General features: G+C 42.1%; 23 protein-coding genes. 4 read left to right on the forward strand and 19 right to left on the reverse strand.

The annotated features are described in order from the left end of the window. Positions 1-112 precede the first annotated feature (112 nt). The 3 genes from murT to D8804_RS03785 all read left to right on the forward strand — a co-directional run bounded on the left by murT (position 113) and on the right by D8804_RS03785 (position 3,448). Complete coding sequence (murT, locus tag D8804_RS03775) at positions 113-1,456, forward strand: lipid II isoglutaminyl synthase subunit MurT (protein ID WP_125398881.1); 1,344 nt, start codon at positions 113-115, stop codon at positions 1,454-1,456. Then, on the forward strand, positions 1,456-2,238 hold the full coding sequence (gene gatD / locus D8804_RS03780) for a lipid II isoglutaminyl synthase subunit GatD (RefSeq protein WP_125398882.1): 783 nt from the start codon (positions 1,456-1,458) through the stop codon (positions 2,236-2,238). Before murT ends, gatD begins: the two co-directional genes overlap by 1 nt. 127 nt (positions 2,239-2,365) lie before the next feature. After that, positions 2,366-3,448 carry a M24 family metallopeptidase gene (locus tag D8804_RS03785; protein ID WP_125398883.1) on the forward strand — a complete coding sequence of 361 codons (1,083 nt, stop codon included), beginning with the start codon at positions 2,366-2,368 and terminating at the stop codon, positions 3,446-3,448. A gap of 102 nt (positions 3,449-3,550) precedes the next feature. Here the strand turns inward: D8804_RS03785 and D8804_RS03795 are convergent, their stop codons facing one another. The 18 genes from D8804_RS03795 to D8804_RS03880 all read right to left on the reverse strand — a co-directional run bounded on the left by D8804_RS03795 (position 3,551) and on the right by D8804_RS03880 (position 19,451). Further along, on the reverse strand, positions 3,551-4,012 hold the full coding sequence (locus D8804_RS03795; RefSeq protein ID WP_125398885.1) for an ECF transporter S component: 462 nt from the start codon (positions 4,010-4,012) through the stop codon (positions 3,551-3,553). Next, the gene (locus D8804_RS03800; protein ID WP_125398886.1) at positions 3,990-4,763 is read right to left on the reverse strand and encodes a bifunctional hydroxymethylpyrimidine kinase/phosphomethylpyrimidine kinase; all 774 of its coding nucleotides are present in this window, start codon (positions 4,761-4,763) and stop codon (positions 3,990-3,992) included. The genes D8804_RS03795 and D8804_RS03800 overlap by 23 nt, the downstream gene beginning before the upstream one ends. Beyond that, positions 4,753-5,502, reverse strand: a complete 750-nt coding sequence (gene truA, locus D8804_RS03805) for a tRNA pseudouridine(38-40) synthase TruA (protein ID WP_125398887.1) — start codon at positions 5,500-5,502, stop codon at positions 4,753-4,755. Before truA ends, D8804_RS03800 begins: the two co-directional genes overlap by 11 nt. Positions 5,503-5,599: 97 nt before the next feature. Then, the gene (locus tag D8804_RS03810) at positions 5,600-6,751 is read right to left on the reverse strand and encodes an MFS transporter (RefSeq protein ID WP_125398888.1); all 1,152 of its coding nucleotides are present in this window, start codon (positions 6,749-6,751) and stop codon (positions 5,600-5,602) included. A gap of 112 nt (positions 6,752-6,863) precedes the next feature. After that, entirely contained in the window at positions 6,864-7,487 is a 624-nt protein-coding gene (locus tag D8804_RS03815; protein WP_125398889.1) for a Pr6Pr family membrane protein, read from the reverse strand. A 2-nt stretch (positions 7,488-7,489) separates the two neighbouring features. After that, entirely contained in the window at positions 7,490-7,828 is a 339-nt protein-coding gene (locus D8804_RS03820; protein WP_001061600.1) for a zinc ribbon domain-containing protein YjdM, read from the reverse strand. Between the two features lie 210 nt (positions 7,829-8,038). Continuing rightward, positions 8,039-8,557, reverse strand: coding sequence for a Dps family protein (locus tag D8804_RS03825; RefSeq protein ID WP_033583491.1), 519 nt, complete (start codon positions 8,555-8,557; stop codon positions 8,039-8,041). Positions 8,558-8,706: 149 nt separating this feature from the next. Continuing rightward, complete coding sequence (locus tag D8804_RS03830) at positions 8,707-10,488, reverse strand: ABC transporter ATP-binding protein (protein WP_125398891.1); 1,782 nt, start codon at positions 10,486-10,488, stop codon at positions 8,707-8,709. 8 nt (positions 10,489-10,496) lie between these two features. Further along, a complete protein-coding gene (locus D8804_RS03835) occupies positions 10,497-12,233 on the reverse strand; it encodes an ABC transporter ATP-binding protein (RefSeq protein ID WP_125398892.1) in 1,737 nt (578 codons plus the stop codon). Between the two features lie 179 nt (positions 12,234-12,412). Then, positions 12,413-13,171: a triose-phosphate isomerase gene (gene tpiA / locus D8804_RS03840; RefSeq protein WP_000087891.1), complete on the reverse strand. Its 759-nt coding sequence runs from the start codon at positions 13,169-13,171 to the stop codon at positions 12,413-12,415. A 96-nt stretch (positions 13,172-13,267) separates the two neighbouring features. Continuing rightward, positions 13,268-13,945, reverse strand: coding sequence for a DnaD domain-containing protein (locus D8804_RS03845; RefSeq protein ID WP_084946351.1), 678 nt, complete (start codon positions 13,943-13,945; stop codon positions 13,268-13,270). Positions 13,946-13,953: 8 nt separating this feature from the next. Then, a complete protein-coding gene (metA, locus tag D8804_RS03850) occupies positions 13,954-14,898 on the reverse strand; it encodes a homoserine O-acetyltransferase MetA (protein ID WP_125398893.1) in 945 nt (314 codons plus the stop codon). A 186-nt stretch (positions 14,899-15,084) separates the two neighbouring features. Next, a complete protein-coding gene (locus D8804_RS03855) occupies positions 15,085-15,597 on the reverse strand; it encodes an adenine phosphoribosyltransferase (protein WP_001049316.1) in 513 nt (170 codons plus the stop codon). 176 nt (positions 15,598-15,773) lie between these two features. Beyond that, a complete protein-coding gene (gene rplA / locus D8804_RS03860) occupies positions 15,774-16,463 on the reverse strand; it encodes a 50S ribosomal protein L1 (RefSeq protein ID WP_001085675.1) in 690 nt (229 codons plus the stop codon). A 207-nt stretch (positions 16,464-16,670) separates the two neighbouring features. Continuing rightward, positions 16,671-17,096: a 50S ribosomal protein L11 gene (rplK, locus tag D8804_RS03865; protein WP_001085806.1), complete on the reverse strand. Its 426-nt coding sequence runs from the start codon at positions 17,094-17,096 to the stop codon at positions 16,671-16,673. A 122-nt stretch (positions 17,097-17,218) separates the two neighbouring features. After that, complete coding sequence (ldcB, locus tag D8804_RS03870) at positions 17,219-17,935, reverse strand: LD-carboxypeptidase LdcB/DacB (RefSeq protein WP_125398894.1); 717 nt, start codon at positions 17,933-17,935, stop codon at positions 17,219-17,221. Positions 17,936-17,950: 15 nt separating this feature from the next. Beyond that, positions 17,951-18,412 (reverse strand): HIT family protein, encoded by a 462-nt coding sequence (locus tag D8804_RS03875; protein ID WP_125398895.1) that lies wholly within the window; start codon positions 18,410-18,412, stop codon positions 17,951-17,953. A 1-nt stretch (position 18,413) separates the two neighbouring features. Next, on the reverse strand, positions 18,414-19,451 hold the full coding sequence (locus D8804_RS03880; RefSeq protein ID WP_125398896.1) for a M42 family metallopeptidase: 1,038 nt from the start codon (positions 19,449-19,451) through the stop codon (positions 18,414-18,416). 136 nt (positions 19,452-19,587) lie between these two features. Between D8804_RS03880 and D8804_RS03885 the strand changes: the two genes are divergently transcribed. Next, complete coding sequence (locus D8804_RS03885; protein WP_125398897.1) at positions 19,588-20,139, forward strand: DUF1307 domain-containing protein; 552 nt, start codon at positions 19,588-19,590, stop codon at positions 20,137-20,139. A 51-nt stretch (positions 20,140-20,190) separates the two neighbouring features. On the opposite strand, the gene brnQ is transcribed toward D8804_RS03885, so the two are convergent. Further along, positions 20,191-21,516, reverse strand: coding sequence for a branched-chain amino acid transport system II carrier protein (gene brnQ, locus D8804_RS03890; RefSeq protein WP_185774024.1), 1,326 nt, complete (start codon positions 21,514-21,516; stop codon positions 20,191-20,193).

Below are 21,516 nucleotides of genomic sequence, written 5' to 3' on the forward strand. Positions count from 1 at the left end.
TTTGATTGGTTTAATCAGAAACTAAAAAGCACCTCTAAGGTTACTTCTTTAGTTGATCTTAGAGATTACTTTAGTTATTGGACTNNTGGGTGCAGTATGATATAATAGAAACATGAAATTAAAAACTACTTTGGGCCTCCTAGCTGGGCGTTCATCTCACTTCATCTTGAGCCGTCTTGGCCGTGGAAGTACGCTCCCAGGAAAACTCGCCCTTCAATTTGATAAAGATATTTTACAAAATCTAGCTAAGAACTACGAAATTGTCGTGGTCACTGGAACCAATGGCAAAACCCTGACAACTGCCCTCACTGTCGGCATTTTAAAAGAAGTTTATGGTCAGGTTCTAACCAATCCTAGTGGTGCCAACATGATCACAGGGATTGCAACGACCTTCTTGACTGCCAAATCGTCTAAAACTGGGAAAAATATTGCCGTCCTTGAAATTGACGAAGCCAGCCTATCTCGTATTTGTGACTATATCCAGCCTAGTCTTTTTGTTATCACTAATATTTTCCGTGACCAAATGGACCGCTACGGTGAGATTTATACGACTTATAAGATGATTTTAGATGCCATCCGTAAGGTGCCTACGGCTACTGTTCTCCTAAATGGTGACAGTCCGCTTTTCTACAAACCAGCTATTCCAAATCCTGTACAGTATTTTGGTTTTGACTTGGAAAAAGGGCCAGCCCAACTGGCTCACTACAATACCGAAGGTATTCTCTGCCCAGACTGTCAAAGTATTCTGAAATATGAACTCAATACTTATGCCAACTTAGGTGCCTATATCTGTGAAAATTGTGGTTGCAAACGTCCTGACTTGGACTACCGTCTGACGGAATTGGTTGAGTTGACTAACAATCGCTCTCGCTTTGTCATTGACGGACAAGAATACGGCATTCAAATCGGTGGGCTTTACAACATCTACAACGCCCTAGCAGCGGTTGCCATCGCTCGATTCCTCGGCGCAGATTCGCAACGGATCAAGCAAGGATTTGACAAGAGCCGTGCTGTCTTTGGACGCCAGGAAACCTTCCATATCGGCGATAAGGAATGCACCCTTGTCTTGATTAAAAATCCAGTCGGTGCAACTCAGGCTATCGAGATGATCAAACTAGCGCCTTATCCATTTAGCCTATCTGTCCTTCTCAACGCCAACTATGCTGATGGGATTGATACTAGCTGGATCTGGGATGCGGACTTTGAACAAATTGCTGACATGGACATTCCTGAAATCAACGCTGGTGGTGTTCGTCATTCTGAAATCGCGCGACGTCTACGAGTGACAGGCTATCCAGCTGAGAAAATCACTGAAACAAGCAATCTGGAACAAGTTCTCAAGACCATTGAGAACCAAGACTGCAAACATGCCTATATCCTAGCTACCTATACTGCTATGCTTGAATTCCGCGAACTGCTGGCTAGTCGTCAGATTGTTAGAAAGGAGATGAACTAATGGTTTATACTTCACTTTCCTCAAAAGCTGGCAACTACCCTTATCAGCTCAACATCGCCCACCTCTATGGAAATCTCATGAATACCTACGGAGACAATGGAAACATCCTCATGCTCAAGTATGTGGCTGAAAAACTGGGAGCTCATGTGACAGTTGACATCGTTTCTCTCCATGATGATTTTGACGAAAATCACTATGATATCGCCTTTTTCGGTGGAGGTCAAGACTTTGAACAAAGTATCATCGCTAGCGACCTGCCTGCTAAAAAAGAGAGCATTGACAACTACATCCAAAACGACGGAGTAGTTCTAGCCATCTGTGGTGGTTTCCAACTTTTGGGGCAATATTATGTTGAGGCTTCAGGCAAACGTATCGAAGGGCTCGGTGTCATGGGCCACTACACCCTCAACCAGACCAATAATCGCTTTATCGGTGACATCAAGATTCACAATGAAGACTTCGATGAAACCTACTATGGCTTTGAAAATCACCAAGGCCGCACCTTCCTCTCAGATGACCAAAAACCACTGGGACTGGTTGTCTATGGAAATGGAAATAACGAAGAAAAAATCGGCGAAGGGGTTCATTATAAGAATGTCTTTGGTTCCTACTTCCACGGACCTATCCTCTCTCGTAATGCCAATCTAGCTTATCGCCTAGTTACTACTGCCCTCAAGAAGAAATACGGTCAGGATATCCATCTCCCTGCCTATGAAGATATTCTCAGTCAAGAAATCGCTGAAGAATACAGTGACGTGAAAAGCAAGGCTGACTTTTCTTAAATTAAGGAAAACTATATCAAAGAACTCCGCTATCATATCGGAGTTCTTTTTGCCTGTTCTTTTACCCTTCTTCCTTGCATTTTCTCTCTTTTTTTGCCAAAATAGAGGGGTAGAAAGAAGGTAGCATATGTCTAAATTACAACAAATCGTAACATATCTTGAATCAGAAAAACTAGACGTCGCTGTCGTATCTGACCCCGTCACTATTAATTATCTCACTGGCTTTTACAGTGATCCCCATGAACGCCAAATGTTCCTTTTTGTCTTAGCGGACCGGGAACCTCTCCTTTTTGTCCCAGCCCTTGAAGTGGAGCGTGCAACCAGCACCGTTTCCTTCCCAGTTGTGGGCTATGTGGATTCTGAAAATCCATGGCAAAAAATCAAAAACGCTTTGCCTCAGCACGACTTCAAACGTGTCGCTGTTGAGTTTGATAATCTCATCTTGACCAAATACCATGGCTTGAAAACAGTTTTTGAAACTGCTGAGTTTGAAAATCTCACTCCTCGCATCCAACGCATGCGCCTCATCAAATCAGCTGATGAAGTGCAAAAAATGATGGTTGCAGGTCTCTATGCTGATAAAGCTGTCAAAGTTGGTTTTGACAACATTTCTCTTGATAAGACTGAAACAGATATCATTGCCCAAATCGACTTTGCTATGAAACGTGAAGGCTATGAAATGAGCTTTGATACTATGGTCTTGACTGGCGATAACGCTGCAAATCCACACGGCATTCCAGCAGCTAACAAGGTTGAAAATGATGCTCTTCTCCTCTTTGACCTCGGTGTCATGGTCAATGGTTACGCATCAGATATGACTCGTACAGTCGCTGTCGGTAAGCCTGACCAATTCAAGAAAGATATCTACAACTTGACCCTTGAAGCCCAACAAGCTGCCCTTGACTTTATCAAGCCAGGTGTGACTGCCCATGAAGTAGACCGAGCTGCCCGTGAAGTCATTGAAAAAGCTGGTTATGGTGAGTACTTCAACCACCGTCTCGGTCACGGTATCGGTATGGATGTCCACGAATTCCCATCTATCATGGAAGGAAATGACATGGTCATTGAAGAAGGCATGTGCTTCTCTGTTGAACCTGGTATCTATATCCCTGGTAAAGTCGGTGTCCGCATCGAAGACTGTGGTGTTGTTACCAAGGATGGCTTTGACCTCTTTACAAGCACCAGCAAAGATTTGCTTTATTTTGATTAATATTCTTCGAAAATCTTCCCACAATAAAACGCATAATATCAAGGTTTTTCAACACCTGATATTATGCGTTTTTCTGATTTTTAGAACTTTTCTCCAGCCGCTTTACTTAATTTTCTTAATACTTTGACTAAGCACAAACCCTACAACCATTCCCACGATATTTTGCAGGAAGTTTGGTAGGATTTCGGGTAGGGCTGCTGCCCAGCCATTCATCAAAGTTGAACCCAAGGCGTAGCCTCCTACCATCGCAATAGTAGCTAAGATAAGGCCTAGCCACTGAGATTTCCCTTTAAATCCTGCGAAAAATCCCTGCAAGCCATGGTTTACCAAGCTAAAGAACATCCACTGTGGATAGCCTGATAAGAGGTCAATCAAGAAACCTGCTAGTCCTCCAACGACAGCCCCTTCACGACTACCAAAGTAGAAGGCTGCAAAGAAGACACCCGCATCTAAGAGAGTTAGAATGCCTGTTGGCGTTGAAATTTTTAAGAAATAACCTAGGACCACAGAAAGGGCGGTTAATAGAGATACAAGGGCGATTTTAGTTGTTTTGGTTTGCTTCATATTGTCTTACTCCATATTGATCTGCTTGTGCAATAGCACGGTAAACGAAAGCTTTAGAACTCTCTACCGCTGTTAAAAGGTCATCACCTTTGACTAGGTGACTGGCAATGCTTGAGGCAAAGGTACATCCTGCACCGGCATTTTGGCCTTGAATAACGGAATTTTCTAGGACTGTAAAGATTTGTCCATCATAAAAGACATCTACAGCCGTTTCCTGACTAAGGCGATTGCCTCCCTTGATAATGACTGCTGGCGCTCCTAATTCATGCAATTTCTGCGCTGCAGCTTTCATGTCTTCCAAGGTTTTAATTTCCTGACCAGCTAATAATTCTGCTTCAGGAAGATTTGGCGTAATCACACTGACATGAGGGAAAAAGCGAATCAACTCTTGACAGAGTTCACTGACAGCTACATCGTGCGTTTCCTTACAGACCAAGACTGGATCTAGAACTACAGGCACTCCTGGACGTTGCTTGATAAAGTCCAAGGCCTTCTCAGCCACACTGACAGTAGGGAGAAGACCAATCTTGATTCCCGCAAAATCCACGTCACGCAAACTATCTAATTCATGTTGAAAAATGACGTCATCTGTTGGAAAGACTTCAAAGCCCTTTTCGGTCAAGGCCGTCAAACAAGTTACAGCTACAAAGCCATGCAAGCCGTTCAAGGTATAGGTAGCCAGATCAGCTGATAAACCACCACCACTAAAAATATCATTCCCAGAAAGGGCTAAAATACGATTATTCTTCATAATGAATCTCCTTCAAATACAAGCCATTTGGTGCTGCTGTGGGGCCTGCAAGTTGCCTGTCTTTTTTCTCCAAGATCAAGTCAATCTGCTCTACAGGCATGCGGTTGTTTCCGATCTTGAGAAGAGTCCCCACCATATTGCGAATCTGTTTGTAAAGAAAACCATTCCCAGAGAAGGTAAAGGTCAAAAACTGCCCTGTCTCATCAACACTAAGGCTGGCTTCTGTAATAGTTCGAACCTTGTCCTCTACACTGGTACCAGACGCTGTAAAACCGGTAAAATCATGAGTTCCCTCTAGCTTTTTGATGGCCTCCTGCATCCGCTCCACATCGAGGGGATAGGGAAAGTGAGTGGCATAGTGACGGCGCATAGGATTTTTGGGACGCCCCCTATCCACGATAAACTCATAGGTCTTGCTATGTTTTGCATAACGGCAATGAAAATCATCCGCCACAAGCTCAATTGAAATCACATCAATATCTTCTGGTGACTGGGTATCCAGAGCAAAACGGAGTTTTTCCTCATCCATCTGATAGGGCAGATCAAAATGAATGACCTGTCCCAGAGCATGGACCCCACTATCCGTCCTACCAGCACCGTGAACAGTGATGGCTTGCCCCTTATTGAGTCTCGTTAAGGTTTTCTCAATTTCCTCTTGAACGCTCCGCGCATGAGGCTGGCGCTGAAAACCGGCAAAGGCAAAACCATCATAAGAAATAGTTGCTTTATATCTTGTCATAACTTCTATTTTATCAGGAAATAAAAGTGTAAACAAGTTTAAAAACCAAAAATTGTATGGGTACAAAATTCCCAAAAAAAAACTTAGGAAACCAATCCTAAGCTCTCTTTTGAAGTGCGTACATAACAAAGATAGAAGTGACAATCAACCAGCATCCTAGAATGGTGAAGACCAACATACCGTTTTGAGTCACCAAGCCAATCGCCCCAAGAATGAAAGGTGTCGTAAAGGCTCCAAAGCTACATCCTAGCACTGCGAAAGACGTTGCCTGATTAAGAAGTTTAGCTGGAATTCTTTCAGAAAGAAGCTGAAAGACAGTGGTCAAGGCTACGCTGTAGGCAAAACCTGCCACAATACTTCCAACTACCATCACACCCAATGACGGAGACAAAGCTATCACAATCTGCCCCAATCCAAAGGTAATGCCTGACCAAAGGAGCAATCTTTCTTTAAAGAGAGAAATCAAGAAAGAAAAACTCACGCCAGCCACAATCCCAATCAACTGCATGATACTTAAAACCAAGCTCGATAACTGGGCATCCCCTAGATCTCTTTCCACCATCAAACTAGGAATACGAATGGTGATAGCTGTATTGGTGCAGACAACAACTGCTGCTTCGACAGCCAATAGAAAAATTAAGCCCTTCATCTGTCCCGTCAAACGAGTCGTTTCGGCCTCTTTTTTCTTTGTTTCTTTCTTTTCTTTCCCATAAGGGACAAAGAGCAGATAAAGGATCAATACTAAAAATCCCGCACTGTAGGCCAAGAAGGTCACTGTCCATCCCAAGGATAAGAGTTGACCTACCACTAGAGTCAAAATCGATGCCCCGACAACTTCTGCTGATCCGCGGAGACCCAGCATCTGGATCCGTGTCTTTCCATGATAGCGTTCGCTGATGATGGAAATGGCCTTGGCATTGATCATCCCCACACCCAAACCAAATAAAATCCGCATCGCAAAGACAAAGTTATAATCCTGATACCAGAAGGGGGCTGTTCCCCCAATAGAGAGGATGAGAAGCCCTAGACTAATTTGAAGACGCTCAGGAAACAAACGTTCCAAAAACCCATTTAAAATCAGCATAATCATAATCCCAAAAGAAGGAAGGCTGACCAAGAGCTCGATTTGTTCTTTGGGATAGCCCTGATAGTAGTCAAACATGGCTGGCAGAGCACTTGAGATGGAAAAGGAGGTAATCAAAACGAGGGATAGGGCCAAAATACTAACCCGTTCTAAAAATTGTTTCATAGATTTTCTTTCTGTATATTTCTCACTGTTGATCCTTTTAAAAGGAAGATGGCAAGAAAAGAAGGAGCCCGATTGAACTAGAGACTCCGTCCTAACTTTCCTAATAGGAAGACTATTTTCGCTTGATTTGCTTGATCAGATAGAAGATAAAGCCTGCAACCATATACGCCATAAAAATGATCAAACACCATTTGATAACCACGTCCCAACCCTTATTCACATTTAAGAAGAAATAAGGGAAGGGATTGTCCTTGGAATTTGGAATATTGAGTTTCAAGACCAGGCCGTTAAACAAGGCAAAAATCATATAAACCAAGGGCAAGATGGTCCACAAGACTGGATCCCAAATCTTGTATTGACCCTGTTTATCAAAGAAGAGGGTATCAGCTAAAAACCAGAGTGGAACGATATAGTGGCAAAGGAAATTTTCCACACGGTAAAAGTCTGTCGCGATCGGTGCAAGCATAAAATGGTAAATCACACAGGTAATCATGATACTCATGGTAACGCCACCCTTGAGGCGAAGCAAGGTCGGACTTTGCCAATTTTCACCTGAACGGCTCATCACACGGAGCAGATAGCCCGTGAAAATCGTTACCAAAAGATTGGACAACACTGTGTAGTAAAGGAGCATACCAAAACCACCGTGCTTGGTGATCTCCAAATAAACTCCTGTAAATGCCGCTAAGAACAAGAGCACACGACTATAAAAGATAAATTTATAATTCAGTTTCATGGCTAGATTTTCTTAACAAATTCTGACTTGAGTTTCATAGCTCCAAAACCATCAATCTTACAGTCGATGTTGTGGTCACCTTCTACGATACGGATATTTTTAACACGAGTTCCTTGTTTCAAATCCTTTGGCGCACCTTTTACTTTCAAGTCTTTGATAAGGGTTACAGTATCGCCGTCAGCCAATTTATTTCCGTTAGCATCGATAGCGACAACGCCTTCTTCTACTTCTGCAACTTCTGCAGGATTCCACTCATAGGCACACTCTGGACAGACCAAGAGACTTCCGTCTTCGTAAACATATTCTGAATTACATTTTGGGCAATTTGGTAAGTTGTTCATGGGTTCTCCTTATAACATTTCACTATTTTTTGACAATCAAAATTTCTCGAACAGCAACTATTATACCGTAAAATCCTACTTTTGACAATGTGTCCTAAGTCCAGCAGACAAAAAAATCATGCAACTTTTTACAGTTACATGACTTTTAAAAGATGATTGATCATGGGCACTTATCAAGCACCTCATGATAAAAGGGGTAGCAACTATATTTTACAAACCAGGAGCTTGTCCGAGTTCTGCCGCAAGCATCCAAACTGTTTTCTCAAGTTCAGCCTTAGCACCAACAAAGATATCATTTGTAACATCATCGCCTTCTTCATCAGTCACATCCAAAGCTTTTTGGAAAAGAGCGATGAGATAGTGATAAATCGCTAGAACACGTTCCAAGCTTTCTTCAACGTTACGGAATTCTCCTTCTTCTTCTTCGATTTCACTGTGTTGAAGGAATTCTGTCAAAGTTGAGTAAGGTTTGCCACCAAGAGTGATCAAACGTTCGCTGATTTCGTCAAGATAGCCATCAAGGCTGTCCATGTATTCATCCATTTTTGGATGCCATACGAGGAAACCACGACCACGCATATACCAGTGAACTTGGTGAAGGGCAATGTGAGCCACATACAAGTCTGCTACTGCTTGGTTCAATACTTCCTTTGTTTTTGCCAATGCTACTGGCGCTGTTTTAGATAATGTTGTAACGTCTTTTACTGCTTCTTTTTTCAATTCAACCATTTTTCTTACCTCGTAAATATTATTTTTGTAACCAATTTATTGATTACTACCTAAGTATACTACTCCTGGTATACAAAAGCAAGGGAATTAACTCATATTAAAAAAGTTGTAATTGACTGATAATTTAAGAAAAATCTGGACAGTTTTGATTAGCTTGATTGCCCAGACTTACTTGAAAATTGGCTTTGGTACAGATCATAATAAAAGCCTTTTGCTTGGAGCAAGCTTTCATGATTTCCCTGCTCAATAATCTGTCCATCCTTAAGAACGAGAATCTTGTCTGCTTCTTGAATGGTCGAGAGACGGTGGGCGATGACAAAGCTGGTTCTTCCCTTCATCAAGCGTTTCATGGCTTTTTGAATCAAGAGTTCCAAACGGGTGTCAACAGAGGAAGTTGCTTCATCCAGAATGAGAATTTTAGGATTGGCCAGGAGAGCACGCGCGATGGTCAAGAGTTGTTTTTGTCCGAGGGAAATATTACTTGACTCTTGGTTCATCTCCATGTTGTAACCACCAGGAAGCGTTCGGATAAAGTGGTCTACATTTGCCGCTTTGGCAGCTTCTACAATATCCTCATCACTGGCATCGAGATTTCCAAAACGTAGGTTTTCTTTGATCGTACCTTCATAGAGCCAAGCATCCTGCAAGACCATCCCAAACTGACGGCGATAGTCTTGACGTGACAACTGGCGAATATCCTGCTCGTCAACCAAGATTGCGCCTGCTGTGACATCGTAAAAGCGCATAAGTAGATTGATCAAGGTCGTTTTACCAGCTCCAGTCGGACCAACAATCGCTATCATCTCTCCCGGTTGAACTTCTAGATTAAAGTCTCGAATCAATGGCTTGTTTTCAACATACTGGAAGTCAACCTGCTTGAAGGTCACCTGACCTGTTAAGGGTTCAAGGATTTCGAGTTCTTCTCCCTTGACTTCCTCTGTCTCATCTAAGATATCGAAGATACGGTCTAACGAAGACTTGGCACTTTGCATTTGACCCGCAAGTTGTGTGATATTTTGGATAGGCTGGCTGACCTGCCAGACATACTGAACAAAAGCCTGCATATTCCCCACTGTCAAACGACCCGCAATCACTTGCAAACCACCAAGAACTGCAACGATCAGATAGGTCAAGTCCGATACAGCATGGAGGGCTGGCATCATAAGCCCAGAGATAAAGCTGGCTTTAAAACCAACACGTTGGAGGTCATCTGTAATCTTAGAAAATTCTTTATGAGAAGTTTCCTCACGACCATAGAGTTTCAAAACATTAAAACCTGTAAGATTTTCCTGCACATAGCCATTCATCCGTCCTAAAATAGCCGCCTGCTCTTTAAAATAAGGCTGAGAACGTTTCAGGATGCTTCTGGCACCAAAATAGGTCACTGGAATGGATAGAATCACTACTATAGCCAGTTGAAAATTCAAGTATAAAACCATTCCCATCACGAGAACAATCGTCAGAACGGCATTGACAATTTGGAGGAAAGACTGTTGAAGAGCGTTGGACACTGTCTCAACGTCACTGGTAAAGCGCCCCAACAAATCACCAAATTGGTGTTTGTCAAAGAAGGATACTGGGATACGATTGAGCTTTTCAGTCATTTCATTTCGCAGATCCTGAGTCATAGACTGGACTGCATTGGTCATGAAATAATTGGAATAATAAGACCCAAGTTCATACAAGAGTCCTCTAAAGAGGTAAATGATTAAAACCGTTCCGATGTAGCCAGTATTGATACTAGCACCTGAAAGGCCATTAGCCATATCTAAGAGATTCTTTGTCAACTCCGTAATGGCTAACCCCAATACAAAAGGTTCTAAGACACTCATGACCACACTCAAAACTTTTAGAAAAACCGCAAAGAAGACAGAAAAACGGTAGGCTTTTAAATAGCTCCACAAACGAGCCAAACTAGATTGTGTTTTCATATTTCCTCCTATTCTTCTGTTAGCGATGCATTTTTCAACTGCGACTCAGCAATCTCACGATAGATGTCATTAGTCTCCATCAATTCCTCATGTCGACCGCGACCCACGATTTCTCCCTTATCAAGAACGATAATCTGATCCGCATCCATGATGGTTCCGACACGTTGAGCGACGATTAAAACCGTAGCATTCTGTGTTACTTCCTTGAGACGACGGCGTAAAATAGCATCCGTGCGATAATCCAAGGCTGAGAAGGAATCGTCAAAAATATAGATATCAGGATTCTTTATAACCGCTCGGGCAATTGAGAGACGTTGTTTCTGTCCCCCAGAAAGATTGCTTCCACCTTCAGCTAGATGAGTCGCAAAGCCTTCTTCTCGGCTTTCGATAAAATCTTTGGCTTGCGCCACGTCCGCTGCCTGATGTAGGTCTTTGTAACTAGCATCTTCCTTCCCATAGCGGATATTTTCAGCGATAGTTCCTGTAAAGAGCAAGGCCTTCTGCGGGATAAATCCAATCTTTTGACGGAGAGACTTGAGACGGTAATCCCTCACATCAACACCATCAACCTTGATTTTCCCAAGCGTGACATCGTAAAAACGAGGAATCAATTGCACAAGAGAGGACTTGCCCGATCCGGTCGATCCGATAAAGGCAATGGTTTCACCTGGTTTAGCACTGAAAGAAATATTATGCAAAACAGGATTTTCCGTCTCACCAGGATAGGCAAATGTGACATTTTCAAATTCCAAATAGCCGTGGGTTGCTGTCTCTCTAACGCCTCCTTCATTGGGATCAATAGAGATCGGCATATCCATAACTTCTTTCAAACGTTCACTCGAAACGGCTGTACGAGGGTACATGGTGAAGAGATTGGATAGGAAAAGGAAGGACAATAGGGCGTGAAAACTATATTCGATAAAGGCTACTAGGTCCCCAATTTGCAAGCTTCCTTGTTTGATAGGATCCAGAGCGAACCAGACAATAGCTACTATCATAGCAATGATAATCTGAACAAACAAGGGTTCCGTCAAGCCAGTTAGTTTAAACAGACGATTAGAATTAGCTGCATAGACTGCATTTTGTCCTGCAAAGCGTTCCTCTTGAAACTCCTCACGGGCAAAGGCACGAATGACACGAAGCCCCATCAGATTTTCACGAGCGTATTGATTGATTTTGTCCAAAGTTTTCTGCTGTTTCTCTGATAAAGGACGAGTTTTAACAGCTACATAAATGACCACCACAGCCAAGAAAGGTACTGCAAAAGCCACTATCCAGGCTAATGACGGGCTGGTCAAAAAGATCATTAAGATACTAGACAGCATCATCATGGGAGTGATGACACCCAGTTTTAAGGTCTGTTCTGCAAACTGCATGAGAACAAAGGCATCACTGGTGATACGAGTAACCAGTGAAGATACTCCTATCTTTTCATATTCATGATGAGAATACTCTTGTAGTTTGGCATAGAGATCATCCCTCATATCCTTGACCATATTGGTCGTCAGCTTACTAGCAGCATAGGCTAAGACTATACGCCCCAAGGTTCCACATAGGATAATCACCAGCGTGATTGCCGCCCAAACATACAATTGCTGTTCATTCCCTTTATTCACACCTTCATCAATCATCCGAGCTAGAACAGTCGGTAGTCCAAGATTGACGATAACAAAGAAAACCGCTCCAAAGAAATCCAAGAATAACCACTTGGGATATTTTTTCAAATAAGACCAAATATAGAGCATAACTCCCCCTTTCATAACTTTTTGATACAGAAAAGAGCGCGCATCCGCACGCCTTTCCTTCCCTAAGGAACTTTCCTAGACCAGAAAAATTCCTCTTTCACAAGAATACTCCAAGTAAAAACAAGACAGGCAGTCAAAGTTGCCTGGTACTTTTGACTGTCTGTCTGGAAAAAACTAGATTATTTTACAAAGTCAAGCAATGCCAAGAAGCTTTCAGCTTCAAGTGACGCACCACCAACAAGGGCACCGTCAACGTCTGGGCAAGCCATGTATGAAGCAACGTTCTCAGGTTTAACTGAACCACCGTATTGAACACGAACTTTGTCAGCAACTTCTTGACCAAAGTCAGCCGCTACAACGTCACGAACAACTTTACACATTTTTTGTGCGTCGTCTTGTGAAGCTGATTTACCAGTACCGATTGCCCAGATTGGCTCATAAGCGATAACTGATGCAGCAACTTGTTCAGCTGTCAATCCAGCCAATGCAGCTGATACTTGAGCACCTACAAATTCAGCAGCTTTACCAGCTTCGTAAGTTTCAAGCGACTCACCACAACAGATGATTGGAAGCATACCGTTTGCAAAGATTGCTTTTGCTTTTTTATTGATATCTTCGTCAGTTTCATGGAAGTAGTCACGACGTTCTGAGTGACCGATAACAACGTAGTCAGTACCGATTTCTTTCAAAACTTGTGGGCTAGTTTCACCAGTGAAAGCACCTGCATTTTCAAAGTAGCAGTTTTGAGCAGCAACTTTAAGGTTTGAACCTTTAGCAGCAGCAAGAACAGCTGTCAAATCAAGAGCTGGAGCTGCGATACCTGCTTCAACAAGGTCTGATGAAGGAAGTTTTGAGGCAACGGCTTCAACGAATGCTTTTGCTTCTTCTGGATTTTTGTTCATTTTCCAGTTACCAGCGATAAATGGTTTACGTGACATTTCACATACCTCTTTTTTCATTTTATTTTCTATTATTTTATCATATTTATAAGGAGCTTGCAAATCTTACTCTAATTTACAAGATTTTTCAAGCGGCTACTCTTGCCACAAATTCATGGCATCAAGGAAATCAGCCGAAGCCTGAACTTGTTTGGGATTGTTCGCTTCTCGCTCTGCTCGTTTGGCCTCCACCTGGGCCACAGACTGAATGCCTTCATGGCGCCAATTCCGAAGAATAGCTTGAATATATTTCCAGTTTGGTTTGCCATTTAGAACGGCCTCTCGAAGAGCTTCCTTGATCAAATCCGCCTTGATCCCATCTTCTTTTACTGTCTTAGAAAGATCTTCGATTTCAAACGGCGTTAGCAAGCGTCCCAATTCCTGCTGAAAAGTCTCAACCAGATCCTTCAATTGATTTTGCGGATTTGGGGCAGTTGTAGCTGGAGTTTGGCTATCTAACAAGCTATCCAAGCGTTCAAAAGCCAAACTAGCATCAAAAATAAGCTCAATTTCCCCATTTAGTTCAATCGTTCGATATTGTAGCAAACCATTTTCAGTCAAGTTTGAAATGGATTGGTTGACATCTGCAAGTTCTTTTCCAATAGTTTCTGCAATTTGGCTTGGCGATAGCTCATCCAAAGCAGATGTATTTTGTAGATAGAAAAATTGCCAGACGAGAAAATCATCACTGGAAGGAAAAAGTTCCTTAAAATGCAAGAGCAGGGCACTTGGCAAAACCAAGTTCCCTGATTTAAAAGCGTCAAAATATGTCATAATTCCTCTTATAAATATCCAAATGAAGCTGCGTCATCCTCTACCTTTTTCCAGTCAAAGGGGGTTTCCTGATAAACAGCATAGTTAACCCAATTACTGAAAAAGAGGGCAGCTGATGAAGACCAACAAAGACACGGTTTCTCATTCACATCATCATTTTTGAAGTAATTTTCTGGAATGTGAGGATTAAGTCCTGCCTCACAATCACGAAAATACTCTTTTGCTAGAGTATCACGGTCATATTCTAAATGACCAAAACTATAAATCTCACGAAGATCCCGACTGGCTAAAATAGAAACGCCGACTTGTTCTCCCTCAGAGAGGATTTCCAGATTGGTTTTTCCTAAAATTTCCTCCTTATAGATTTCTGTATGACGAGAATGGGGAGCTACATAGCTATCATCAAAACCACGAAAGAGAAGATGGCCCTCTTTCAAGGTGTCCTGCGGGTAAATGCCTGACAATTTCTGAGCCATCTGATGCTTTTCAACTCCATAGCGAGCATAAAGACCTGCTTGGGCACCCCAACAGATATGCAGGGTAGAAAAAACATGTGTCTTGGACCATTCGATGACCTGTTTGAATTCTTCCCAGTAATCCACCTCCTCAAAAGGCAAATGCTCCACTGGTGCTCCTGTGATAATCATTCCATCAAAAAAGTCATCCTTGACCTCTGGAAAGGTCTTATAGAAGGTTTCCATATGTTCGGCACGAGTTGTCTTGGAACGATGTGTTTCCATATATAAGAAATCAATATCCAATTGCAAAGGGGTATTAGCCAAATGCCGTAAGAGTTGCGTTTCTGTTACCATTTTTTGAGGCATGAGATTTAAAATCAAAATCTTCAAGGGGCGAATATCCTGATGAGCGGCCCTTTGGTAGTCCATAACAAAGATATTTTCTGTCCTTAAAATCTCCACAGCTGGTAATTTTTTATCAATTCGAATCGGCATAATACCCTCCTAACAGTTCTCTATTTCGGGAATGATGTTGTCTGTTTGAAAGTAAAAACCTCCAAATACTTCTTCCCTTTATTATACTGTATGAAGATATAGTTTTCAATTATAGTTTTTCTCTAACTAGCTATAGTTAATTTATATAGCAGATGAAGAGAAAACAGCCCCAAGGACTGTTTTTCATTAATAATGCATAAGTACCTTGTAATCGTAATCTCCGATTTTTTCACGGCCTTTAAGTTCATCCAGCTCAATCAAGAAAGCACAACCTGCTACAACTCCACCAAGTCTTTCAATCATCTCAATCGTAGCTTTGACAGTTCCACCTGTTGCCAAAAGATCATCTACAATGAGAACACGTTGACCTGGTTTGATCGCATCAGCATGCATGGTCAAGGTATCAATACCGTACTCTTTTTCATAGTCAGCAGAAATGACTTCACGCGGCAATTTCCCTGGTTTACGAACGGGTGCAAAGCCAATTCCCAACTCAAAAGCAACTGGGCAGCCAACAATAAATCCGCGAGCCTCTGGACCCACGATCATGTCGATTTTCTTATCCGTTGCATACTGAACAATTTCACGAACAGCATAGCTATAAGCATTTCCATCTGCCATCAATGGGCTGATATCACGGAAGGTGATGCCTTCCTTGGGATAATTTTCAATCGTTGCGATATAATCTTTTAAATTCATCTTTTTCTTTCTTTCAAAGTTTTTTACTCTCTATTATACCATATTTTCTGTGAAAGAAGAAGAGGAAAAGCACTATTCTCTTGCTCCATCAGGCTATTAATGGCCTTATTTCCCCAGGAATGAACTTATCATCAAAAAAACGAGCACATTCGTACTCGTTTTTAAAAATTTGTTAATTAAAGTGAGTTTACGTCAACCTTGATACCAACACCTTGAGTAGTTGTGATTGTCAAGTTTGTTACGTAAGTTCCTTTAGCTGTAGCTGGTTTTGCTTTTTGGATTGTTTCGTTGAAAGCTTTAAAGTTTTCAACCAATTTTTCAGCTTCAAATGATACTTTACCGATGATTGCTTGAACGTTACCTGCACGGTCAGCACGGTAAGTGATTTTACCACCTTTAGACTCTTCAACTGCTTTAGCAACATCCATTGTTACTGTACCAGTTTTAGGGTTTGGCATCAAGTTACGTGGTCCAAGGACACGTCCAAGACGTCCAACAAGAGCCATCATGTCAGGTGTAGCGATAACTACGTCGAAGTCCAACCAACCGTCGTTGATTTTCGCAACAAGGTCATCTTCACCAACAAAGTCTGCACCAGCAGCTTTTGCTTCTTCAGCTTTTGCACCACGTGCGAAAACAAGAACGCGTGAAGTTTTACCAGTACCGTTTGGCAATACCATTGCGCCACGGATTTGTTGGTCAGCTTTTTTAACGTCGATGTTCAAGTTGTAAGCAACTTCTACAGTTGCGTCAAATTTTGCAAAGTTAGTTTCTTTTGCAAGTGCTACAGCTTCTTCTACACTGTATGCTTTTGTGCTGTCGATTTTCTCAAGAGCAGCACGAAGTTGTTTGCTTTTTTTAGCCATTTTCTATTCTCCTTGTAAGTGGTTCAATCGATTTTCATCTCCCACGTCACTTCTCGAAATGATGAAGTCTTGCGGGTATTCAGTCTATTAATTTTCTTTTCCTACTTCGTTAAGTTCCTTTGCTGTACTCAAGTACAAGCTTCAGTCTCTTGCCTAGTATGAAAAGCAACTAATAGACCGCTGTGAGATTTTCTACTATGTTATTGATTAGTCAACAACAGTGAATCCCATAGAACGAGCAGTACCTTCGATCATACGCATTGCAGACTCAATGTTTGCTGCGTTCAAATCTGGCATCTTAGTTTCTGCAATTTCTTGTACTTGTGCACGAGTAACTGTAGCAACTTTAGTTTTGTTAGGTGTACCTGATCCTTTTTCAACACCTGCAGCTTTTTTCAAAAGAACAGCAGCTGGCGGTGTTTTAGTGATGAAAGTAAATGATTTATCTTCGTATACTGAGATAACAACTGGAATGATCATACCAGCTTGGTCAGCTGTACGAGCGTTGAACTCTTTTGTGAATCCCATGATGTTGATACCAGCTTGACCAAGAGCAGGTCCAACTGGTGGAGCTGGTGTAGCTTTACCAGCAGGGATTTGCAATTTTACAAGTTTTTCGACTTTTTTAGCCATTTTTAAATCCTCCTTTGTGGTTTTGGCGGTAATGTAAGATTTTTACCTCCCACAAGTATGCTTTACACATACCTTTCAATTATACACTATTTATCTAAAAATGCAAGAGAAAACTTTCATTTTTAATCGACATAATCTCCGCCTTCAAAGCCATAGTACTCTTCCAAACTGAGACCACTTGCAGCAATTTCTTTGGCTTCTTTTCCAACGTATCGAAGATGCCATTCTTCTGCCATGTAGCCAGTCTCTTTTTCCTTGCCTTTTAGATAGCGAACGACAAAGCCATAGTCAGCCGCATGATCCAAGAGCCACTGGGCTGCCTTTTCTTCAGTAACTAAATCACCATCTGTCCCGATAAGGTCAAAAGCAAGACCCGTTTGGTGTTCACTATAACCTGGGCGAGCTGAGTAGCGATCTGCTGCTTCCTTACCGTCTTGATTCACATAATCTTGATAAAGCTTGGTTTGAGTTTCATAACTTCTAAAACCACTGTAATGATCGCTGATTGGGTAGCCAGCTGCTTGCATGGCTGCAATGAGTTTCAGCAACTCTGCTTTAGCTGTTGGATTTTCTCCTGGATTGTAGTCTTTTGACAAAGGATAGTGCTTATTAGCTACGACGATTTCATCATATTTCCCTTGGATACTATAGTGGTCTCCTTTATTCACAACCTCCGCCTTCTTCTGACTAGAGGCTTGAGATTTGCTCCCTACAGTACCCTCAGGTTGACTGGTTTGTTCTGTTTTTTGAGTATTTTCTTCATTTTTAGGTTTTTCTTGAGAACATGCTGCTAGGGTTATTGCTATTAAACCAGATAAAATGACATATCTTTTTTTCATTTTTTGCTTCCTCTCTTAGACCAAGTACTTCTCCAATTCATCAGATAAGGTTTTAATCATCTCTTCCAGCTCTGGCGATTGTACTTGGCAATCTTCTGCCGCCATTTCTTCCCAGGGTACCCACCAGACTGGACCACGGCCATTCAATCCATGCCCCCTCATATCACCTGACCGTCTTGGAAAGAGGTGCCAGTGAGCGTGGGCATCTCCATTTCCTAGAAGTTCGATGTTCATCTTTTCAGCTTTAAACGCTTTGGCAACAGCTTCTTGAACCAAACTCATTTCCTCTAGAAAACGAAGTTTTACAGAAGTCTCCATATGGTGGAGTTCTGTGACATGCTCTTTTGCCAGAAATAAGGTATAGCCCTTAAAGTATTGGTGGTCTCCAATAACAACATAGCCTGTTTCTAGTTCTTTTACAAAGTAGGGATTTTCCCCTGCCTTGATCCATTCAATTCTTTGACAAATCAAACACATATTAGTCTACCAATGTGCTCTTAAGATAAGCATCAACCATACGCTCAGTCGCCACTACTGAATCAATGTGTGTTCGTTCGTAAGAGTGACTGGACTCAATACCAGCTCCAAGGAGGGCATGTTTGACCTCGGCTCCTGCTGACATTGCTGCTGAAGCGTCCGATCCATAAAATGGATAGATATCCAGTTTAAATGGAATATCTTGCTCTTTCGCCAAAGCTACTAAGTGTTGACGGAAGTCGTAGTGGTAGGGACCTGAAGCGTCCTTGACACAGATAGACACTGTATACTCATCTGTCTGTTGATCATCGCCCATAGCTCCCATATCCACAGCCAAATATTCTACTACCTGAGCAGGAATATTGGAATTAGCTCCATGACCCACTTCTTCAAACACTGAAAAGGCAAAATGTGTCGTCATCGGCAAGTCGATTCCTTCTTCTTTATAAACTCGAAGGAGATTGAGCAAAATGGCTGCGCTGACCTTGTCATCCAAATGACGGGACTTGATAAAACCAGCCTCTGTCACGACAGTTCTCGGGTCAAAACTGATAAAGTCGCCAACCTCGATGCCCAAGACGCGGGTTTCTTTTTCATTGGTTACTTTTGCATCCAAACGCACTTCCATATTGTCCTGTGTGCGTTCAGCAGTTCCTGCATCTTTGTAAACATGGCAAGAAGTCTGGTGTATGAGGATAGTTCCTGATACCGTTTGACCTGTGCTAGCCACATGAACCGTACAATTCTCACCTTCAATCATGTTCCAAGGGAAACCACCGATACGGTCCAATTTGAGACGACCATCCGGTTTGACTGCACGAACAATAGCACCCAGCGTATCCACGTGGGCAGTCACATAGCGTTGTTGTTCATCATTTTGACCTTTAATGGTCACATTGACACCGCCCTTGGCTGTGCGAACCGGCTGGTAACCAAGCTCTTCTAAAATATGGACTAGGTAGTCTGAAATCTCACGAGTAAAGCCTGTTGGAGATGCAATAGCGGTTAGTTCTTTGATATAGTTTATAGTCTGATTCATTTCTTCACCTCTTCCTACCATTATATCACTTTTCTAGCTGGATCCCTTTGGAAAAGGGTCTTATCCTTCTAGTTGATTTCACTATGGACCCATGTTATAATACAAATACTTTAATTATGAAAGGAAAGTAAAGGATATGAAATCTTACTTTAAAACCTCACTTGCCCTTGCGGCTGCTTTGCTCATTCTAATGGGATGCTCTAAACAGGCATCGGCACCTACTAGTAACAGTGCCAAGGAAGATAAAACTGCTCAGTCAAGCGAGACCAAGCAAAGCACTGAACAATCTTCTGAGAAGAAAGAAACAGCCAAGACACATACTTTTGTCAACAAAAGCAATCCTGGAATCACTTCTACCTTGGTTTATACTGTAGAAGGCGACAATGTTACCAAGCAAACCGCTCAGAATGTTGCAGATCCTGAAATCCTTGGTGCAACTCCAGAAGATGTCAAGAGTTTTATTGAAGAAAAGTACAAAGGTTATAATGGACTCAAAGGTGTTAAACAAACCATTGAAATCAAAGATGGAAAAGTTGTTCAAGATCTAGAAGTTGATTTCTCAGTTGCAAGCATTAGCGAACTTAGAAAAGCACTTCCTGAAGAATATTCTGGTATCGGCAATCGTGTCAGTTTCTCAAACTCTAAAAAAGCACTAGAGAAAATGGGATTCACTGAAGAAACTAACTAATCCTCCAAAGTGAATATAGGCAAAAATCCTTGGCTTAAGCCAAGGATTCTTTTATTCCATTTCAAAAACATCGCTTTCTTGCTTGTTTGGTAAAACCAAGGAAAGCAAAATTCCAATAATAGCTGGCACCAACCATGGTAGAGAGGCAGCTGCAAACGGAAGAGCATTGACGAGATTTGCTAGAAACTCAATCTTAAAGGAACTTCCAAGGACGCTTGCAAGAGCAATCGCTGTAACAAGCCCAATAGTTAACTGCATACCTGGTTTTGATAGGGCGACAAACTTATTAACAATCACAATCATCACAATGGCGATGGTGATTGGGTACAAGATTACCAGTACTGGCACTGAATACTTAATAATTGCATCAAGACCAAGATTTGCAATAGCAAATCCAATCAAGGTAAAGGCAGTGGCATAGACCTTATAACTGATTTGTGGGAAACGACCGTTAAAGAACTCTGCTGTCGACACAATCAAGCCAACTGTCGTTGTGAAGCAGGTTACAGTTACCATAACAGCAAGGAAGAGTTGAGCTGTTGAACCAAAGATTTCCTGAGTTGCTTGTGACAAGATATAAACACCTGGTGTTCCACCCTTCATCGCTTCTGCTGGTACTGGGAAATGATTTCCAAGGAATCCTAAACCGATATAAAGAGCGCTAAAGGCAAGAGTTACAACGATACCAACCACCCAAATAGTTGAAATGTACTCTTTCTTACTGGAGAATCCAAGTTGTTTCAAGGTTTGAACAGCAATCACACTAAAGGCGACTGAAGCAAGAGCATCCAAGGTGTTATACCCTTCTAGGAAACCTGTCCCAAAAGCAGAAGATTGATAGGCTTCTGAAGCCACTTGAGGACTTGTTCCACCATATTTGAAGGCACCTAGTACAACCAAGATAACGATCAACAAGGCAAAGACTGGGGTCAAGATACGTCCGATTCGATCCAAAATCTTTGAAGGATTGAGCGAGATCAGATAGGCCGCTGCAAAGTATAGTACGGTAAAGATAATCAATCCTAGGCCTTTATTTGCTTCAGACAAGAGGGGGCTGATGCCGACCTCATAAGCTGTTGTTGCTGTACGTGGGATAGCAAAGAATGGGCCAATCGATAGATAGAGGACTGCAAGATAAAGAGTCGCGAACCAAGGTGAGATTTTCTTAGAAATCTCATGAATGTATCCTTTGGGATTGAGCGTACCGATGATGAGCGTTAGGACAGCAATCCCAACACCCGAAAATACAAAACCTGCGATGGCAGGAAGAAACTGTTCTCCAGATAGGGCACCTAGAGAAGGCGGAAAAATCAAGTTCCCCGCACCAAAAAATATTCCAAACAGGAGCAAGCCTGTTAGGGCACCTTTTTTAGCCAT

Source organism: Streptococcus oralis (assembly GCF_003944215.1).
Taxonomy (GTDB): Bacteria; Bacillota; Bacilli; order Lactobacillales; family Streptococcaceae; genus Streptococcus; species Streptococcus oralis_BI.